This window comes from Rhizobium sp. 0TCS1.26, assembly GCF_050455525.1.
Taxonomy (GTDB): Bacteria; Pseudomonadota; Alphaproteobacteria; order Rhizobiales; family Rhizobiaceae; genus Neorhizobium.
This window is the reverse complement of record NZ_JBCIYV010000001.1, coordinates 919,826-936,308: the sequence shown is the minus strand read 5'-3', so window position 1 is coordinate 936,308 and position 16,483 is coordinate 919,826. Positions and strand designations below refer to the sequence as shown.

The 16,483-nt window shown below is 63.4% G+C and carries 19 protein-coding genes; 10 read left to right on the top strand and 9 right to left on the bottom strand.

What is annotated here, in order from left to right; translation table 11 throughout:
* Positions 1-14: 14 nt before the first annotated feature.
* Complete coding sequence (locus AAIH46_RS04605) at positions 15-1,100, bottom strand: ABC transporter ATP-binding protein (protein WP_430304433.1); 1,086 nt, start codon at positions 1,098-1,100, stop codon at positions 15-17.
* Positions 1,101-1,344: 244 nt separating this feature from the next.
* Between AAIH46_RS04605 and AAIH46_RS04600 the strand changes: the two genes are divergently transcribed.
* The 4 genes from AAIH46_RS04600 (at position 1,345) to AAIH46_RS04585 (ending at position 4,149) form a co-directional block, all read left to right on the top strand.
* Positions 1,345-2,055 carry a GntR family transcriptional regulator gene (locus tag AAIH46_RS04600; protein WP_430304431.1) on the top strand — a complete coding sequence of 237 codons (711 nt, stop codon included), beginning with the start codon at positions 1,345-1,347 and terminating at the stop codon, positions 2,053-2,055.
* A 234-nt stretch (positions 2,056-2,289) separates the two neighbouring features.
* Positions 2,290-2,610, top strand: a complete 321-nt coding sequence (locus AAIH46_RS04595) for a hypothetical protein (RefSeq protein WP_430304430.1) — start codon at positions 2,290-2,292, stop codon at positions 2,608-2,610.
* 172 nt (positions 2,611-2,782) lie between these two features.
* A complete protein-coding gene (locus AAIH46_RS04590; protein WP_430304428.1) occupies positions 2,783-3,136 on the top strand; it encodes a DMT family protein in 354 nt (117 codons plus the stop codon).
* Between the two features lie 200 nt (positions 3,137-3,336).
* Complete coding sequence (locus AAIH46_RS04585; protein WP_430305000.1) at positions 3,337-4,149, top strand: SDR family oxidoreductase; 813 nt, start codon at positions 3,337-3,339, stop codon at positions 4,147-4,149.
* Between the two features lie 149 nt (positions 4,150-4,298).
* Here AAIH46_RS04585 and AAIH46_RS04580 read toward each other — a convergent pair whose 3' ends face one another.
* The 6 genes from AAIH46_RS04580 to AAIH46_RS04555 all read right to left on the bottom strand — a co-directional run bounded on the left by AAIH46_RS04580 (position 4,299) and on the right by AAIH46_RS04555 (position 11,151).
* Positions 4,299-4,583 carry a hypothetical protein gene (locus AAIH46_RS04580; RefSeq protein ID WP_430304426.1) on the bottom strand — a complete coding sequence of 95 codons (285 nt, stop codon included), beginning with the start codon at positions 4,581-4,583 and terminating at the stop codon, positions 4,299-4,301.
* A complete protein-coding gene (locus tag AAIH46_RS04575; protein ID WP_430304425.1) occupies positions 4,580-5,941 on the bottom strand; it encodes an NAD(P)/FAD-dependent oxidoreductase in 1,362 nt (453 codons plus the stop codon). The genes AAIH46_RS04580 and AAIH46_RS04575 overlap by 4 nt, the downstream gene beginning before the upstream one ends.
* A 463-nt stretch (positions 5,942-6,404) precedes the next feature.
* Positions 6,405-9,071, bottom strand: a complete 2,667-nt coding sequence (treY, locus tag AAIH46_RS04570) for a malto-oligosyltrehalose synthase (protein WP_430304424.1) — start codon at positions 9,069-9,071, stop codon at positions 6,405-6,407.
* Between the two features lie 95 nt (positions 9,072-9,166).
* Positions 9,167-9,877 (bottom strand): metallophosphoesterase family protein, encoded by a 711-nt coding sequence (locus AAIH46_RS04565; RefSeq protein ID WP_430304999.1) that lies wholly within the window; start codon positions 9,875-9,877, stop codon positions 9,167-9,169.
* A gap of 53 nt (positions 9,878-9,930) precedes the next feature.
* Complete coding sequence (locus tag AAIH46_RS04560) at positions 9,931-10,710, bottom strand: nucleotidyltransferase family protein (RefSeq protein ID WP_430304998.1); 780 nt, start codon at positions 10,708-10,710, stop codon at positions 9,931-9,933.
* A gap of 165 nt (positions 10,711-10,875) precedes the next feature.
* Entirely contained in the window at positions 10,876-11,151 is a 276-nt protein-coding gene (locus AAIH46_RS04555) for a hypothetical protein (RefSeq protein WP_430304423.1), read from the bottom strand.
* 171 nt (positions 11,152-11,322) lie between these two features.
* On the opposite strand from AAIH46_RS04555, the gene AAIH46_RS04550 reads away from it, so the two are divergent.
* Both AAIH46_RS04550 and AAIH46_RS04545 read left to right on the top strand, forming a co-directional pair.
* Complete coding sequence (locus AAIH46_RS04550) at positions 11,323-11,511, top strand: DUF3008 family protein (RefSeq protein WP_430304422.1); 189 nt, start codon at positions 11,323-11,325, stop codon at positions 11,509-11,511.
* A gap of 183 nt (positions 11,512-11,694) precedes the next feature.
* Complete coding sequence (locus AAIH46_RS04545; protein WP_430304421.1) at positions 11,695-12,006, top strand: hypothetical protein; 312 nt, start codon at positions 11,695-11,697, stop codon at positions 12,004-12,006.
* Between the two features lie 44 nt (positions 12,007-12,050).
* Here the strand turns inward: AAIH46_RS04545 and AAIH46_RS04540 are convergent, their stop codons facing one another.
* The gene (locus tag AAIH46_RS04540; protein ID WP_430304420.1) at positions 12,051-12,392 is read right to left on the bottom strand and encodes an antibiotic biosynthesis monooxygenase family protein; all 342 of its coding nucleotides are present in this window, start codon (positions 12,390-12,392) and stop codon (positions 12,051-12,053) included.
* Positions 12,393-12,427: 35 nt separating this feature from the next.
* On the bottom strand, positions 12,428-12,787 hold the full coding sequence (locus AAIH46_RS04535; RefSeq protein WP_430304419.1) for a YbaN family protein: 360 nt from the start codon (positions 12,785-12,787) through the stop codon (positions 12,428-12,430).
* Positions 12,788-12,967: 180 nt separating this feature from the next.
* Here AAIH46_RS04535 and galE point away from each other — a divergent pair, with 180 nt between their 5' ends.
* The 4 genes from galE to AAIH46_RS04515 all read left to right on the top strand — a co-directional run bounded on the left by galE (position 12,968) and on the right by AAIH46_RS04515 (position 16,371).
* A complete protein-coding gene (galE, locus tag AAIH46_RS04530; RefSeq protein WP_430304418.1) occupies positions 12,968-13,957 on the top strand; it encodes a UDP-glucose 4-epimerase GalE in 990 nt (329 codons plus the stop codon).
* Positions 13,958-13,982: 25 nt separating this feature from the next.
* Positions 13,983-14,687, top strand: coding sequence for a uracil-DNA glycosylase (ung, locus tag AAIH46_RS04525; protein WP_430304417.1), 705 nt, complete (start codon positions 13,983-13,985; stop codon positions 14,685-14,687).
* A 131-nt stretch (positions 14,688-14,818) separates the two neighbouring features.
* The gene (locus AAIH46_RS04520) at positions 14,819-15,751 is read left to right on the top strand and encodes a VOC family protein (protein ID WP_430304416.1); all 933 of its coding nucleotides are present in this window, start codon (positions 14,819-14,821) and stop codon (positions 15,749-15,751) included.
* 11 nt (positions 15,752-15,762) lie between these two features.
* Positions 15,763-16,371, top strand: a complete 609-nt coding sequence (locus AAIH46_RS04515) for an alpha/beta hydrolase (protein WP_430304415.1) — start codon at positions 15,763-15,765, stop codon at positions 16,369-16,371.
* The last annotated feature ends 112 nt before the right edge of the window (positions 16,372-16,483 follow it).

Here is a 16,483-nt window from a genome sequence, read left to right as displayed (position 1 = left end):
TTATTGCTTTTCGGTTATTGGGAGCGGCCGAGGACGATGACGTCTTCGGGGCTCCAGGACAGCTGGATGGCTTCGCCGACCCGGACCGGTTCGTCGAAGAACATCTTGTCGCTGAGGATGGCGGTGAACTCGTCGATGCCCGCGCCGGTGGCGGAGAGCTTCACGGAGGCACCGCGGTATTCGATGTTGGACACGCTACCGATGAACCCGAGGCCGGGCTGTGGTGGGGTGCCGATCTTCACCCGGTCGGTGCGGATGGCGATATCCACCGGTTCGCCGATCTCGCGGCCGTCCGAAGGTGCTGTGAACTCGCCGCCTGCCGGAACCGCAAGCGTCAGCATCTCGCCGTGGATAGCGCCGACGCGCCCGGAGATAACGTTGTGATCGCCCATGAAGCGCGCCACGAAGGCGGTCGCCGGGCGTTCGAAGACGGTGCGCGGCGGCGCCGCCTGCTCGATGCGCCCGTCGTTCATCACCACCACCAGATCGGCAAGCGCCATCGCTTCTTCCTGGCTGTGGGTGACGTGCACAAAGGTGATGCCGAGGGAGGTCTGCAGCTTCTTCAGTTCCGCGCGCATGCGGATCTTCAGGAACGGATCGAGCGCCGACAGCGGCTCGTCGAGAAGCAGCGCTTCCGGATCTGTGATCAGCGCCCGGGCAAGCGCCACGCGCTGCTGCTGGCCGCCCGACAGCTGTGCCGGCCGGCGCGTCGCATACGGCTCCAGCTGCATCAGCGTCAGCATCTCCATCGCCTTGGCGCGACGGACCTCCTTGTCGACGCCCTTCATCTTCAGTGAGAAGGCGACGTTGTCGACGAGGTCGAGATGCGGAAACAGCGCGTAGGACTGGAACATCATCGCCGTGCCGCGGCTTGCCGGCGCAAGATCGGTGACGTTCTTGTTGCCGAGCAGGACATCGCCGCTGGTGATACCCTCGTGACCGGCGATCATCCGCAGCGTCGTCGTCTTGCCACAGCCGGATGGGCCAAGGAGGCAGCAGTAGCTGCCGGCCGGTATCTGCAGGCTGATCGGGTGCACGGCGGTGGTGCTGCCGTAGACCTTCGATACCGATGCGAGCTCGATCTTTGCCGCTTTGGTCATGCATGTCTCCTGATGAGGCAAGCTTACCCATGCATCCGCCGTGCCAGTTCGAGAACGGATGCCTGACGGGCCTCGTCGGCGGACCAATGCGCGCGGGGCGCACTGCATGCACAAGGCAGGTGCAGCGGTTGCGCAAAATTGAAGCGATTGGATACGATCAACGGTGCGTTGCGTATGCAATCCTTATCGAGGGTTTGCAGAGGAGCGAGTTCGCGCTAAGCTTGGTCGTCACATGGAAGTGCCAATGACCATCAGCGACATGCTCTCCCCCTTCGACATCCCTCCCGACGATCGAGCTCTGGCCATCCGCGAAACGCTGCGGAACGCGATCGTCGATCGCCGTCTGGCGCCGGGCACGAAGCTGTCGGAAAGCGAGGTCGGCTCGCTGTTCGAGGCCAGTCGCACGGTGGTGCGCGCCGCTTTGCAGATGCTTGCCTTTGAGGGGCTGGTAAAGTCGGAGCGCAATCGCGGGGCGTTCGTCGCCAATCCGACGCCGGAGGAAGCCCGGCAGGTGTTCGCCTCGCGGCGTCTCATCGAGCCGGGCATCGTTGCCGGCGCCGTCGAACGGGTGACGGATGCGGATATTGAGGCCTTCCGCCATCAGTTGCAGGAAGAGGTCCGGTTCATGAACGAGCGGGGGCCGGCGGCGCGTCGGGCGGAGATCAAGGCGTCGGGCGATTTTCACCTGATGCTGGCGCAGCTCTCCGGCAACATCATCCTGCAGCGGTTCATGGACGAGCTCATTGCCCGCTCGTCCCTGGTCATCGCCCTCTATGGCAGCACCGGCGTCTCGCGCTGCGGCCACAACGAACATGGCGACATCCTCGAGGCGCTCGAGAAGCGCGACGTGAACCGGGCAAGCGCCCTGATGCTCCACCATATCGATCATATCGAAGCCGATCTCGATATCCGGGTGCGCGAGGGACTTGCACTGCGCGATGCGCTCGATATCTGAGCGTTGACGCGGCCGCCAGCAAGACTTCTCAGCCGCCCGTTGCCGATGCGGGTTGCGCATGTAAAGCTGGGATCCAGCCAAGACCTCCGGCTGCGAACACTTGCGGAACTTCTAACCGAAGTCAGGAAAAGAATCACTTTCGGCACAAGATATGACCGGAACAAGATGCTATGCTTTGCGTTTAGGCGAGGCAAAGTATTAGCGTGCCGGATGATCAACGGCCAAGGAGGAAATATGAAAAGATTTATCGGAGCGGTCGGTGTAGCTTTCGCGCTCACCGCGGCCGGCCTCGCCTCGACTGTGCCGGCACATGCACAAGGCGTCGAACTGCAGATCGGTCCCGATGGCGTGCGTCCGGTTGTTCGCGATCGTGACCGCGACCGGCGCCCGATGGGCTGCAGCGAGCGCGAAGCGCGCGCCGCCGCCCGCGAGTCCGGCCTGCGCGACCCGGAAGTTGTCCGCGTGACGCCCAGCCGCGTCGTCGTCGAAGGCAGGACGCGCCGCGGTCCCGACCGCATCACCTTCGCCAACGAACGCGGTTGCCCGGAACTGTAAGATCCGGTTCTTCCGAAACATAGAAGCTCGCCTCCCGGCGGGCTTTTTTTTGTTTCGGAAGGTTCTCCTGTTCTGGCCGGTACGGTGTCCAAAAGTGATGACGACAGCGTTTTCATCCGCCCGATAAGCGGCTAGGGGATCTTCCACTTCATCCCAACAAGGCGCCGAGCCCATGCCCATTTCGTTTTCGCCCGCGGCCATCTGGCCGATCATCATGCTGTTTGCTTCCAACATCTTCATGACATTTGCCTGGTACGGCCACCTGAAGCACAAGGGCACGGCGATCTGGATCGCCATCGTCGTCAGCTGGGCGATCGCCTTCTTCGAATATTGCCTTGCGGTGCCGGCCAACCGGATTGGTTCGGAGGTCTATTCGACGGCGCAGCTGAAGACCATGCAGGAAGTCATCACGCTGCTGGTGTTCTCCGGCTTCTCCGTCTTCTGGCTGGGCGAGAACCTGACCTGGAATCACGCAATCGGCTTTGCCCTGATCGCTGTCGGCGCGTCCTTCATCTTCCGCGGCTGAAAACCCTCCGGGTTCGAGATCCGGCCCCGCAGGTCCTCGTCCTGCGGGCGATTTTGCGCGCCGGCAACCGGCGCCCCTCGGTGGCAGGGGCGGGGGAACATCCGCACCGGCTATTGGTTTAACAGGCTCCCCAACAGCCAACGAGGTAGACCATGTCCGAGCAATATCCGACGCCGCCCTTCGACCAGAAGCAGATCCCGATGCCGGGCATGACGCGCGACATGACCCCGACGCCGGACCATGGCGAGACCTCCTATCGCGGCTCCGGACGGCTCGAAGGCAAGAAGGCCGTTATCACCGGCGGCGACAGCGGCATCGGACGGGCAGTCGCGATCGCCTATGCGCGCGAGGGCGCCGACGTCCTGATTTCCTATCTGGACGAATTCGAGGATGCCACGGAAACCAAGCGTCTCGTCGAGGAGGCAGGCCGCAAGGCGGTGCTCGTCGCCGGCGACCTGCAGAATTCCGAGCATTGCCGCAAGGTGATCGACACCGCCGTCAACGAACTTGGCGGCATCGATATCCTCGTCAACAATGCAGCGCACCAGGCGACCTTCTCGTCGATCGAGGAGATCCCGGACGAGGAGTGGGAACTGACCTTCAAGGTCAACATCCATGCGATGTTCTATCTGACCAAGGCGGCGGTCAAACACATGAAACCCGGCAGCGCGATCATCAACACGGCGTCGATCAATTCCGACAGCCCGAGCCCGCAGCTGCTTGCCTATGCGACCACCAAGGGCGCCATCCAGAACTTTACGGCAGGTCTGGCCCAGCTTCTGGCGGAGCAGGGTATCCGTGCCAACGCGGTCGCGCCGGGGCCGATCTGGACGCCGCTGATCCCGTCGACCATGCCGGAGGAGAAGGTCAAGAATTTCGGCATGCAGGTGCCGATGAAGCGCCCGGGCCAGCCGGCGGAACTCGCCACCGCCTATGTGATGCTCGCCGATCCCCTGTCGAGCTACGTTTCCGGCGCGACGATCGCCGTGACCGGCGGCAAGCCGATCATCTGAGCGGTCATCTTCGGCGATTGACGAGGCGGTCGGCTAGGTCGGCCGCCTTTTGCATGTCGGCTGCCCGTACGGCCTGCCGGGAAGCTTCCCGCCCCAAGTTTTAGGACTGCCACCTTCGCAGTATCTGCCGCTCCAGTTCGCGGACCGCTCTAGCTGGTTCGACCGACATGCCGGGCCAGATCCTCGAAGCTCGGTTGGCCGCCCCGTTCGGCTGCCTCGTTGGCAGTCATCAGCAGGCGGATGGGGAATGCGACTGCCTTGCGGTGCGAATCCGACTGGCCGTCAAGCGCCGAGTTCTTCATCACCGCCGCTTCCGTCTCGGCGAGCGTCTCGTGGATTTCCTCATGGGTCAGAAGCTGCTTCTCCACCATCAGTCGGTTCATGGCGGCAAGCGCCAGGTAAAGACCTTCGAGCTGCGGATTGGCAGTATTCATGTTTCACTCCTTTGCGTGGTCGACGGGACGAAGGCCGACGCGTTTTCGTCGATCAACCGGGCGCCCCGCTGGCGGGTCAGGTAGCGCCAGATCCACTGGACGGTGACGAGCAGCCGCTTCTCGAAGTTGACGAGCAGGTAGACGTGGATGAGCGCCCAGAGCAGCCAGGCGATGCGTCCCTTCATCTGCCAGGTGCCGAAATCGAAGATCGCCGCGTGGCGGCCGATGACGGCGGTGTTGCCGCGATTGTGGAAATGGAAGGGCTGCGGCTTGGTACCGACCAGCAATTCTGCCCGCACCGCGCGACCGAGATACTGGCCCTGCTGCTTGGCGACCTGTGCCAGCGCCGGCAGCGGCTTGCCGTCGTCGCCGATGCCGAGCGCTGTGTCGCCGATCGCGAAGATGGCAGGTGAGCCCTCAACCCTGAGGTCCGGCCCGACCGGCACCCGGCCACCCGCCTTGCCCTCGACACCGAGCCAGCTGGCCGCCGGCGACGCCTTGACGCCGGCGCCCCAGATGACGTTGCCGGTGCGGATCGTCTCGCCGCCGGCAATCACAGCCTCCCGGGAGACCTCTTCGACCATGCGTCCGGTCATCACCTCGACGCCCATCTTCTCAAGCTCACGGGTGGCGTAGGCGGTGAGCTTTTCCGGGAAGGCGGCAAGGATGCGCGGGCCGGCCTCCAGCAGGATGACCCGGAAATGCTCTGGCGCCAGCATGCGGAAATCGCGGGTGATCATGAAACGGCCGAGTTCGGCAATGGCGCCGGCCATCTCGACGCCGGTCGGCCCGCCGCCGATGATGACGCTGGTGAGCAGCGCCTTCTTTTCTTCCGGATCGGTCGACAGTTCGGCGCGCTCGAAGGCGAGCAGCAGCCGGTGCCGGATGAGCCGCGCCTCGTGGATTGTCTTCAGGCCGGGCGCTGCGGCGCGCCAGTCGTCATGGCCGAAATAGTTGTACTCGGATCCGGATGCGATAATCAGCCGATCGAAACTGACCGGTGCCCCGTGATCGAGCAGCACCCGGTTTTCGAGCTTGTCGATGCCGACCACCTCCGCCAGCATGACCTTGATGTTGGCGTAGCGGCCGAGCGTCCGGCGAATCGGCTCGGATATGTCGGCCGGCGAAAGGGCTGCCGTCGCGACCTGATAGAGCAGCGGCTGGAAGAGGTTGTGGTTGCGCCGGTCGATGACCGTCACCTCCAGATCGGTGCCGCCGAGTTCGCGCGCGACCGCAAGACCGCCAAACCCCGCACCGATGATGACCACGCGCTGTTTCCTGGTGATCTCCGGCTTCAGCGTCGCCCGAGCCGGCTTCGGCGTCTGCTGCAGCGAGGCGGTGTCGGGGTGAAACGACATTCGAAGTCCTTTGATCTCGCGTTAAGGCCATGCGTGGACAACTAAGACGAACCCCTTGATGCATCAAAGGTTCCAGCTACGTAGCCGGGAACCTTTTGCAGACGACCACGTTGATGGGTCGGAACAACACGGAGCTAGGGAACTATGAACAGCATCGTTTGGCTCGTTGGAGCGGTCGTCATCATCATCGCGATCCTCAATCTGGTCGGGTTCGCCTGATCCGCGCTGCAGACCTATTGATCGTAAAAGGAGAGTAACATGAACAGCATCGTCTGGCTCGTCGGAGCCGTTGTCATCGTCATTGCAGTTCTTTCGTTCGTCGGCATCGCCTGACACTCGACAGAACGCCAATATCCAAAGCGCTGGTCACACTGTGACCGGCGCTTTTTTTCATTTCGGGCGCTGAGTAGACGTTGGTCGGCGCCCTCGGATCGGAGGGCGCCGGTGCATGATCACTGGAGTTCTACTGCGAGAGCAGGACGGCGAACGGGTACTGCGCGAAAAGCTTCGATAGCTGCAGGTCGGCGCTCTCCACCGTCTGCCCGGTCAACACGTCCTTGTAGGTGCTGCCGGAAAACTGGGCAGGAAGGTCGATGCCGGTGGCCTGCCAGACATTCGGCGAGGGCATCCGGCTTCCGTCACGCAGGGCATCGAGCATCAGCCGCGGCGCCACGACCATCAGCTTGCGCCCATCGTGGTGGCGACCGAAAGCGACGATGTGCTCCGCCTTTTCGCCGGTCGCCTGCATCGGGATGTAGTCCCCGTGCAGGAAGAGATCGGCATGCTGCTGGCGCAGCGGCAGGATGCTGGCAATCAGTTGCTGCTTCAGTCGGCCGTCGGCGATCCCTTGGACAGACGCCCGATCGGCGCTCACCTCGACGCCGGAGGTTAGCTTGTCGAACGCCGGCATGCGGCGGTTGTCGGGGTCGACAAGCGACAGGTCGAGCCCCTCGCTGCCCTGGTAGATGTCCGGAATGCCGGGCGCCGTCAGCTTGATCAGCGTCTGGGTGAGGCTGTTCAGCGCCCCGGCATCGAAGACCGGCTGCATGCGCTTGACAAAATCACGTCGGAACGCTGCGCCGCCAGGCCCGAGCAGGTGGCTCGCATAGCCCATGACGGCCTTCTCGTAGCCGGCGTTCTGATCGCTCCAGTTGGTGCGCAACTTGGCTTCCCGCAGAGCCTTTTCGAGATAGCCGAGGAACCGCTCCTCAAGCGCCTTCAGAGCCTCGGCATCTTCGACGTCGATCTCCTGTGGCCAGACGCCGACCAGCGACTGGTAGATCAGCCACTCGACGGCGGGTTCCGGGGCCGGACCATCGTTAAGAGAAACGACGGCGTCGCGGTTCATCTGCCGCCAAGCGTCGAAGGAGGCGCGCCAGAGGTCCGGCGCTTCGCCGAGTGCGTAGAGCCGGGCGCGCGCATCTTCGCCGCGCTTGGTATCGTGGGTCGAGCTACCCGAGAGACCGGCCGGCTGTTCGCTCAGGCGCGCCTGCATGTCGGCATGAAAGACGTCGAGGCCGAACAGGCGCGGATGCGGCTCACTGCCGACTTCGTTCAGCGCGATCAGCAGGTTTACGCGGAAGAACAGCGTGTCCTCGACGGATTTCGCCATCAGCGGACCGGTCAGCTGCTGGAAGCGCATACGGAATTCGCTCGCCAGCCCGTCGGCGGACTGCTCGACATCGGCTGCGAGGATGCGACCGATGGACATCAGCGCCGTCTCTTCGGGCGGGTTTGGACCCTTGCGGACGGCGTCCATCACGTCGGTCAGCCGCTGGCGATCGGCAGGCTCGAGGCCCATCCGGTTGCCATAGGTGCGATAGACCGGGAAGGCAATCAAAAGCGCCCGGATCGCCGAGCGGAGCGCCTCATCGTTCGGTGCCGAGCGATCGTTCTGCTGCTCGCCGATCACTTTGGCGATGCCGACCAGCCGTGCCACTTCCCCGGCAAAATTGACGTCGGCCATCATCGCCTTGGCGTCGCGCGCCTCGGCATCGACGTCGAGCGGCGCATCCAGAAGGTCTGAATACTGGGCGGAGAAGCGCTCGAGCGCCTGCGGGTGCATCAGGACGTCCGACAGCGAGGCGATGAACTCATAGCCGGTCGTTCCGGAGATCGGCCAGTCGCCGGGCAGCTTCTCGCCATGCGCCAGGATCTTCTCGACGATCAGGTAGCAGTCGGGTCCGACTGCCTCGCGAAGGCGGGTAAGATAGGCGCGCGGATCCGCCAGGCCATCAACGTGGTCGATGCGCAGCCCGTCCACCTTGCCCGACAGCACGAGTTCCAGGATCAGCGCGTGGCTCGCCTCGAACACCTCCTCGTCCTCGACCCGCAGACCGCCGAGGCCGGTGATCTCGAAGAAGCGCCGGTAGCTGAGATCCTTCGGCGCGTCGCGCCAGGACATCAGCCGCCAGGACTGCGCATCATGAAGGGCTGCAAGCCGTTGCCGGTTGCCGGAGATTTCCTTCAGCGCCGCGTCCAGACGATCAGCGCTCTCATCGCTCGCAAGGCTGCGCATGCTGGCATGGAAATCGTCTTCGGCCTCCGGCGATGCCCGCGAGGCCAGCTGGCGGATCTGGTCGGCGAGCGGCAGGTCGATGCCGTCCAGGGCAGCCCTGTAGGTGCCCGGGTTCAGCGGGTAGTGGCTCTCGAAATAGGCAAACGCCAGGGTGCCGGCCTCACGGTCGAAGATGAGCGACAGATCGCCGGAGGAGAGCACCGCGTCGAAATCGTCGCCGAGGAAGGGCAAGGTCAGCCGGCGGGTCCAGTCAACGTCGAAGAAATGTCCGAAGCGGCTGTCGCTGCCCCATTCGACGATGCTCCGCCACCAGCGGTTTTCCAGGCTGGCGGCCATGTGGTTCGGCACGATGTCGAGAATCAGGCCGAGGCCGGCCTGCTTCAGCGCCGTCGACAGACGCTCGAAACCTTCGCGGCCGCCAAGTTCAGGCTCGAAGGCGTTGGCGTCGGCCACGTCGTACCCGTGCGTCGATCCCGGGGCGGCGGTGAACACCGGCGAGGCATAGAGATGGCTGATGCCCATCCGCTTGATGTAGGGCACGAGTTCAACGGCCCGGTCGAAGGTCATGCCGTTGCGAAACTGAATCCGGTAGGTGGATGTGGGTATGGTCAACGTTGTGCGCCTCCGACGCAGACAGGGAAGATCGTGGCTCGAAACTCGGCTGTGCCTTGGCGGTTCCGCAGCCTGTTGGGCTGCGGCGAAAAATGTCAGAGTTCAAGCAGTGCGTAGGGCCGCCCGGTGGGCTTCTCGATATGCGCCGCGACATTGTAGACCGGCGCACCACCAGGGGTTCGGCCCTGATACTGGCCGCGATGGGCATGGCCATGGACGACGGCGCTGACCGGGAAGCGATCGATGGTTTCCGCCAGCCGCGAGGAGCCGAGGAAGGGGTAGATTTCTTTAGGCTCGCCATCGACGGTCTCGGCGATCGGCGCGTAGTGGAGCACGACCATCGCCCGCTCTGAGCGCACCTGGCGCAGCGCATTTTCAAGCCGCATGGTTTCCTCGACGCTCTCCGCCACCATCGCCTTGATCGCCGGTTCGCCGAAGCTGCCCAGCATGTGGCGCCCGAAGCCGCCGGCAAAGCCCTTGACGCCGGCAAAGCCGATGCCGTTGATCTCCACCGCTTGGCCCTCCAGAAGATTGACGCCGGCATCCTTCAGCACCGAGCGCACTTCGTCGACATCGCCGCACTCGTAATCGTGGTTGCCGAGCACCGCGACGACCGGGATTGAACAGGCGCGCAGGTCAGCGGCCAGCAGTTCGGCCTCCTTGCGCTTTCCGAGATCGGTCAGGTCGCCGGCCATGACCAGGATATCGGCAACTGAGGAGATCTCGGCGAACAGCTCCTTGTATGAGGCCGATCCGGTCTCCTTGACGTGCAGGTCGGCAACCGCTGCGATGCGAACCGGCTTCACGGTCGGTTCGCGCGCCGTCGACTGGTTAGCGGTCTCAGGTGTCACTGGATCGTTCACAGCAGCGCTCCTTCCTGGTCCTGTCGCATTTCGCCTTCGCCGCCGACATCGGCAAAGCCCCACTCCTTCACGTCGATGTCGAAATCGATGCGCGAGAACATCCGGCCACGGCAGATCTTCATCTGCGGCAAAGGCAATTGCCGCTGCGCCGCCAGCCGGTCGAGGAGCTCGTCCATCAGCCAGTCGGGAATCTTGTCGCGCTCGGTCGGGTAGATCCATCGGAAGTTCAGGAGGTGGATCAGCAGCACTTCCCAGTGCACTTCCATGTGTCCGAGCAATCGCTTCCAGTCGATCTGGTCGTGCGCCTTGAGGATCACGTGGACCACGTCGGCGCCATCATAGCGGTGACGGAGCTGCACAAAGCATTTTGACCAGATCAGCTCGGTCGGCGCGGTGATGCGCACCTTGTGACCATTCATCTCGACCTGCCGCGCATTTTCGAACCACTGGTCGCCAATCGGCATCGTACCGTTGGAGCCGGCAAAGATGACGTCGAAGAACAGGTTGCCCTTGATGACCTTGCCGAGCCAGCGGTCGTCTTCCACCTCGATCTGGTAGCCCTTCGACTTGAAGTGCGCGAGGATGCGGTTGAAGTCGCCGGCCTTGCAGAAGATGTCGAGATCCTTGGTCGGACGCGAAATCCCGGTATAGGCGCTGACTGCAAATGTGCCGGCCAGCAGATACGGGATGCGCGAGGCGACAAGTTCTTCCAGTGCTTCCAGCACGAAGGCTTCGGCTTCGGCGCTGGCAAGCGTCGGCGCGGCCTTCGCCTCGATATCCGGGATGGCCGGGGCGAGCTGAGGCGTCAGAAGCTCCGGTGTGTCGCCGGTCTTGGGCGTCGCATCGGCTGGGTCGTGGATCGTCATGCAGTCGTCTCCGGTTGAGGCGCAGAGGAACTGCGGAGCGGCGGAAACGGTTCCGCCGGTCGGCAGCCTGACCGGTCAGCGTTCCGGATTGTCGGCGTTCGCCATCGGGCTCGGTCGGCCATCGGGCATGTCGCCGTCGAGCCGTTCGTCGAGGTCCTCAAGATCGCTCTTCACCAGATAGGTGTCGCCGCCGCCCAGACGCGAGGCTTCCTGCACGGCCTTGATGTTGGTCTCGTCCATCTGCGCGTGCAGTGCGTCTTCCGAACGTTCGCGGCCATCCTCGGCAAAGCGGCGCGAACCTTCGTCGTCGGTCATCTTGTCACGGCTGTCCATGTTGTCTTTGGTGGCCATTGCTGGATCCTTTCGTTTGGCGGGGCCTCTTAGGCTCCTGGTCTGGAAACCCGAAGCATGGCCCAGGTGTTCCCTTGCAAATGCAGGATCCTTGCGGGAACGAACCCAAAGGCAGGTCCGTTTTACGGTTTCCGGCACTGAATGATGCCGGATCGAACGGAGGACCGAGACATGCCTGCGAAATCCAAAGCACAACAGAAGGCCGCCGGCGCGGCGCTGTCGGCCAAGCGCGGCGACACCAAGAAGAGCGATCTGAAGGGCGCCTCGAAGGGCATGGAGAAGTCCATGTCGGAGAAGGAGCTTCACGACATGGCGTCGACCAGCCGCAAGGGTAAGCCGCAGCACGCTTCCAAGGATTGAACACAGGCCCTGCCACCGACTGACGATCAACGGACCGTCGTGAACCGCCCTGTCTTGAACGGCGCCGTCGCGATCCCCACATCCGTGTCGACCCGGTGGTCCGGGCCCCTCTGGTGAAAGATCGACGCTTTCACGATGTCGGACCTCTCTTTACGACATCGCCGTCGACCTGAAGGCCAGATCATGCTCTCCGACATCGCCGCTTGGTTCATCACCATCTTCGTCCTCAATCCCGTTCAGGCGGAAGTTCAGACTCATCTCGAACGCGTCAACGCGACGAGTGAAACCGTTCAGCAGGCTCGGGAGTGCATCTCCACCCACGCTCCGAAGCTGATCCAGAGGGCGGGTGCAGAGCCGGTCTGGGCCGTCGTGACCGCTGTCGGAATGACCATCGGCTGGACATCTCCGGCAAGCCTGCTTGACCGCAACGATCCCAACTGCGCTCCCATCGCCGGTCTTCTGGAAGACGGCGAGCGTCAGGAACAGGGGTCCTGACGGGATCGGGACGTTCCGGCCGGACGCGATGATCTGCGGATCATTCAGCCCGGCGACGGCTTGCCGTCATGTCCCTCTTGGATAATCACCTCGAATCCTTCGAATTGCGGCCCCGACAGATACTCGACCTTGCCGCGGCTTTCACCGGCGCGCGCATGCGCCGCCCGGAACTGCTCGGACTTGGTCCAGGCGGTAAAGGCTTCCTGGTTTTGCCAGATCGTGTGCGACGCGTAGAGTGAATGATCGTCGTGCTTCGGCCCCTTCAGCATGCGGAATTCGAGATAGCCCGGCACTGTCGAGAGATGGCGCTCTCGGTTGCGCCACATCTCCTCGAAGGCTTCTTCGAAACCCGGAACCACCCGGAAGCGGTTCATGGCGATATACATCGGCAAATCTCCTTGCACTGGAACAGCAGCTCTTTTCAGCTCGCCTCCGGACGCGTGACGATAAAGAGAGACGAGCCGCCCATTACCGCCAGCACCAGCACGGCCCGCCAGAGCGGTGGCGATGTGCCGGCGAGAAAGATCAGGTAGCTGAGGCTCATCAGCGAGACGGCAGCAATCTTTGCCCGGCGTGAGATCGCGCCATGGCGCCGCCAGTTCCGCAGCGGCGGGCCAAAGCGCGGATGCTCCATCAGCCACGCTTCAAGACGCGGGGAGGAGCGGGTGAAGCAGGCGAGCGCCAGCAGCAGGAACGGCGTCGTCGGCAGCAGCGGCAGGAAGGCACCGATCACGCCAAGCGCCACGAACAGCCAGCCAAGCGCCAGAAACAGCAACCGCATCGAAACCTCTCATCGTCGTTCGCCCTATCCTAGCGGATGTTCATGCAAGGGGAAATCGCTCTGCCGGCATGCGTTTCCGGAACGTCGATGGCGTGCCGGCTGCACCCAACGCCTGCGGGGTGGCGTTCTCGGTTTCGCCGACTATAGTGCCGCCGACGTTCAACGGAGTTGCTGCTGTCCATGTCCCAGAAGAAGGTTCTCGTCGTCGGCGGTGCCGGCTATATCGGCTCGCACAACTGCCTGCTTCTCGCCGAACGCGGCTACCAGCCGATCGTCTTCGACAACCTCACCAATGGTCATGCGGAATTCGTCAAATGGGGGCCGCTGGAACAGGGCGATATCCGCGATCGCGCCCGCCTGGACGAAGTGTTCGCCAAGCACAAGCCGGATGCCGTCCTGCATTTCGCGGCGCTGATCGAAGTCGGCGAATCGGTGAAGAACCCGGTCGCCTTCTACGACAACAACGTCATCGGTGCCCTGACGCTGCTGTCGGCCGCCATCGATGCAGGCGTTGGTGCCTTCGTCTTCTCGTCGACCTGCGCCACCTATGGCCTGCCGCAGCAGGTGCCGATGGACGAGACCCATCCTCAGGCGCCGATCAACCCCTACGGTCGCACCAAATTCATCATTGAGCAGGCGCTGAAGGATTACGGTACCTACAAGGGACTGCGCTCGGTCATGCTGCGCTACTTCAACGCCGCCGGCGCCGATTTCGAGGGTCGCATCGGCGAATGGCATACGCCGGAAACGCACGCAATTCCGCTCGCCATCGAGGCGGCGCTGGGTCGCCGCCAGGGGTTCAAGGTGTTCGGCGACGACTACGACACCCGCGACGGCACCTGCGTGCGCGATTACATCCATGTGCTGGATCTGGCCGACGCCCATGTGCGGGCCGTGGACTACCTGCTGGCAGGCGGTGAAACGGTGGAACTCAACCTCGGCACCGGCACCGGCACCACGGTGAAGGAACTGCTGGGGGCTATCTCCGACGTGTCCGGCCGGCCGTTCCCGGTCGAATATGTCGGGCGACGGGATGGCGATTCGACAACCTTGGTCGCCAATAACGACAAGGCCAAGGCCATCCTCGGCTGGGAGCCGCAATACTCGCTGCACGACATCATCCGCTCTGCCTGGGACTGGCATTCGAAGGCAAACTTCCACCTGCAGTGAGATCAGGACGCGATAGGAGAGCGGCATGCCGGACGGCGCAATCAAGATCGAGGAAAGCTGGAAGCAGGCGCTCGGCGCCGAATTCGGCAGCCCCTACATGGGGACGCTGCGCAGTTTCCTGGTAGCCGAGAGGGAGGCCGGAAAACGGATCTTTCCGCGCGGACCGGAGTATTTCCGCGCGCTCGATCTGACGCCGCTGCCGAACGTCAAGGTGGTCATCCTCGGCCAGGATCCCTACCACGGCGAGGGCCAGGCGCATGGCCTGTGCTTCAGCGTCCGGCCAGGCGTCCGCACGCCACCGTCGCTGGTCAACATCTACAAGGAGATGCAGACGGATCTGGGCATTCCGCCGGCAAAGCACGGTTTTCTCGAACACTGGGCGAGACAGGGCGTGCTGCTTCTCAACAGCGTGCTGACGGTGGAGCAGGCGCAGGCTGCCTCACACCAGGGCAAGGGCTGGGAAAAGTTCACCGATGCCGTCATCCGCGCGGTGAACGAGCAGTGCAGCCATGTGGTGTTCATGCTCTGGGGCTCCTACGCGCAGAAGAAGGCGGCATTCGTCGACCAGCGCCGGCATCTGGTGCTGAAGGCGCCGCATCCGTCGCCGCTGTCGGCGCATAACGGCTTCTTCGGCAGCCGGCATTTCTCGCAGGCGAATGCCTATTTGATCTCCAACGGCCGTGATCCGGTGGACTGGCAGTTGCCTCCGGCCGGCGCGCTTGAGCCGTAAGGACTTCGTTGTCAGTTCAGTGAACGATCCGTTCGGATTGTTCACTCTATGCACGAGGCATGCTTGCCGCCATCTTAGCCCCAGACAAGCAAACGGCTGATCCGATTGCTTCAGAGACAAGGGGTTTCATCATGCTCGACCAGATCAAGGGCTTGCACCATGTCACATCGATGGCTGGCAATGCCCGTACCAACAACAGCTTCTTCACCGATACGCTCGGCCTTCGCCGCGTCAAGAAGACCGTCAACTTCGACGCTCCCGACGTCTATCATCTCTACTACGGTGACGAGATCGGCACGCCCGGCTCGGTGATGACCTATTTTCCGTTCCCGCATATGGCCAAGGGCCGTCCCGGCACCGGCGAAGTCGGCACCACGGTGTTTTCCGTTCCGGAAGGATCGCTCGGCTTCTGGGGCGAACGCCTGGCCGCCAAGGGCAGCCTGGAGCTGAAAACCGATGAGGCCTTCGGTGAAAAGCGGCTGCAGTTCTTCGGCCCCGATGGCGACGGTTTCGCGCTGTCGGAAGTGCGAGACGATGCGCGTCCGTCGTGGACCGGCAACGGCGTCTCCGAAGATCATGCGATCCGCGGTTTCCATTCGGCGTCGCTGCGCCTGCGGGACGAAGGGGCGACGGCTGAGCTCCTGAAGTTCATGGGCTACCAGGAAGTCGATCGCCGCGATGGCGTCGTGCGGCTTGCCGTTCCCGGCGGCAACGGCGCTGATGTCATCGATATCGAGACGATGCCGAACATCGCCAGCGCCCATCTCGGGGCCGGCTCCGTCCACCACATCGCCTTTGCCGTGGAGAACCGCGAAAAGCAGCTCGAAGTCCGCAAGGCGCTGATGGGTACCGGCTATCAGGTGACCCCGGTCATCGACCGCGACTACTTCTGGGCCATCTATTTCCGCACGCCGGGCGGCGTCCTCTTCGAAGTTGCCACCAACGAGCCCGGCTTCGACCGCGACGAGGACACGGCACACCTGGGCGAAGCCCTGAAGCTGCCCGACCAGCACGCTCATCTGCGCTCCTATCTGGAAGAGCACCTGGAAAAGCTGGAAGGCTGAAGGACAGGATCATGAGCAAGGACAGCTATGTTCACAAGGTGCGGCCCGGAAAGCCGGGCGCACCCCTCCTGGTCGTCCTGCACGGGACGGGCGGCGACGAGAACCAGTTCTTCGATTTCGGCAGCCGCCTGCTGCCCGACGCGACGGTGATCTCACCGCGCGGCGACGTTTCCGAGCACGGCGCCGCCCGCTTCTTCCGCCGCAAGGCCGAAGGCCTGTACGATCTCGACGACCTGGCCCGGGCAACCGAGCGGATGGCGGATTTCGTAGAGGCCAACCGGGCGCACTATCAGGCGGGGCCGTTGATTGGCCTCGGCTTCTCCAACGGTGCCAACATTCTCGCCAACGTGCTGGTGGAAAAGCCGGGCCTGTTCGATGCCTCGGTGCTGATGCATCCGCTGATCCCGTTCCAGCCTCGGCCGAGGCAGGGCGCGTCGCGGGTGCTGATCACGGCCGGTGAACACGACCCGATCTGCCCGGTGCCGCTCACCCAGTCGCTCGCCGACTATTTTGCCGTCAACGGCGACGAGGTGACGACCGAATGGCATTCCGGCGGTCACGAGATTCGCCCGAACGAAATCGACGCGATCAAGACGTTTTTGGCGCCCCACGGCGCGTGAGGGGAGCACTCCATTACTGTCGGTTCAGACAGTAGAGGGGTGCAGCCTTGCCCCAGACTATGATATTCTGTGGCGACATGCCTGAGCAGGTGTGCCAGCACCATCGGAGACG

Coding starts and splice junctions, on each gene's coding strand:
- AAIH46_RS04605 (WP_430304433.1), bottom strand. CDS start 1,100: ATGACCAAAGCGGCAAAGATCGAGCTCGCATCGGTATCGAAGGTCTAC.
- AAIH46_RS04600 (WP_430304431.1), top strand. CDS start 1,345: ATGACCATCAGCGACATGCTCTCCCCCTTCGACATCCCTCCCGACGAT.
- AAIH46_RS04595 (WP_430304430.1), top strand. CDS start 2,290: ATGAAAAGATTTATCGGAGCGGTCGGTGTAGCTTTCGCGCTCACCGCG.
- AAIH46_RS04590 (WP_430304428.1), top strand. CDS start 2,783: ATGCCCATTTCGTTTTCGCCCGCGGCCATCTGGCCGATCATCATGCTG.
- AAIH46_RS04585 (WP_430305000.1), top strand. CDS start 3,337: ATGCCGGGCATGACGCGCGACATGACCCCGACGCCGGACCATGGCGAG.
- AAIH46_RS04580 (WP_430304426.1), bottom strand. CDS start 4,583: ATGAATACTGCCAATCCGCAGCTCGAAGGTCTTTACCTGGCGCTTGCC.
- AAIH46_RS04575 (WP_430304425.1), bottom strand. CDS start 5,941: ATGTCGTTTCACCCCGACACCGCCTCGCTGCAGCAGACGCCGAAGCCG.
- AAIH46_RS04555 (WP_430304423.1), bottom strand. CDS start 11,151: ATGGCCACCAAAGACAACATGGACAGCCGTGACAAGATGACCGACGAC.
- AAIH46_RS04550 (WP_430304422.1), top strand. CDS start 11,323: ATGCCTGCGAAATCCAAAGCACAACAGAAGGCCGCCGGCGCGGCGCTG.
- AAIH46_RS04545 (WP_430304421.1), top strand. CDS start 11,695: ATGCTCTCCGACATCGCCGCTTGGTTCATCACCATCTTCGTCCTCAAT.
- AAIH46_RS04540 (WP_430304420.1), bottom strand. CDS start 12,392: ATGTATATCGCCATGAACCGCTTCCGGGTGGTTCCGGGTTTCGAAGAA.
- AAIH46_RS04535 (WP_430304419.1), bottom strand. CDS start 12,787: ATGCGGTTGCTGTTTCTGGCGCTTGGCTGGCTGTTCGTGGCGCTTGGC.
- galE (WP_430304418.1), top strand. CDS start 12,968: ATGTCCCAGAAGAAGGTTCTCGTCGTCGGCGGTGCCGGCTATATCGGC.
- ung (WP_430304417.1), top strand. CDS start 13,983: ATGCCGGACGGCGCAATCAAGATCGAGGAAAGCTGGAAGCAGGCGCTC.
- AAIH46_RS04520 (WP_430304416.1), top strand. CDS start 14,819: ATGCTCGACCAGATCAAGGGCTTGCACCATGTCACATCGATGGCTGGC.
- AAIH46_RS04515 (WP_430304415.1), top strand. CDS start 15,763: ATGAGCAAGGACAGCTATGTTCACAAGGTGCGGCCCGGAAAGCCGGGC.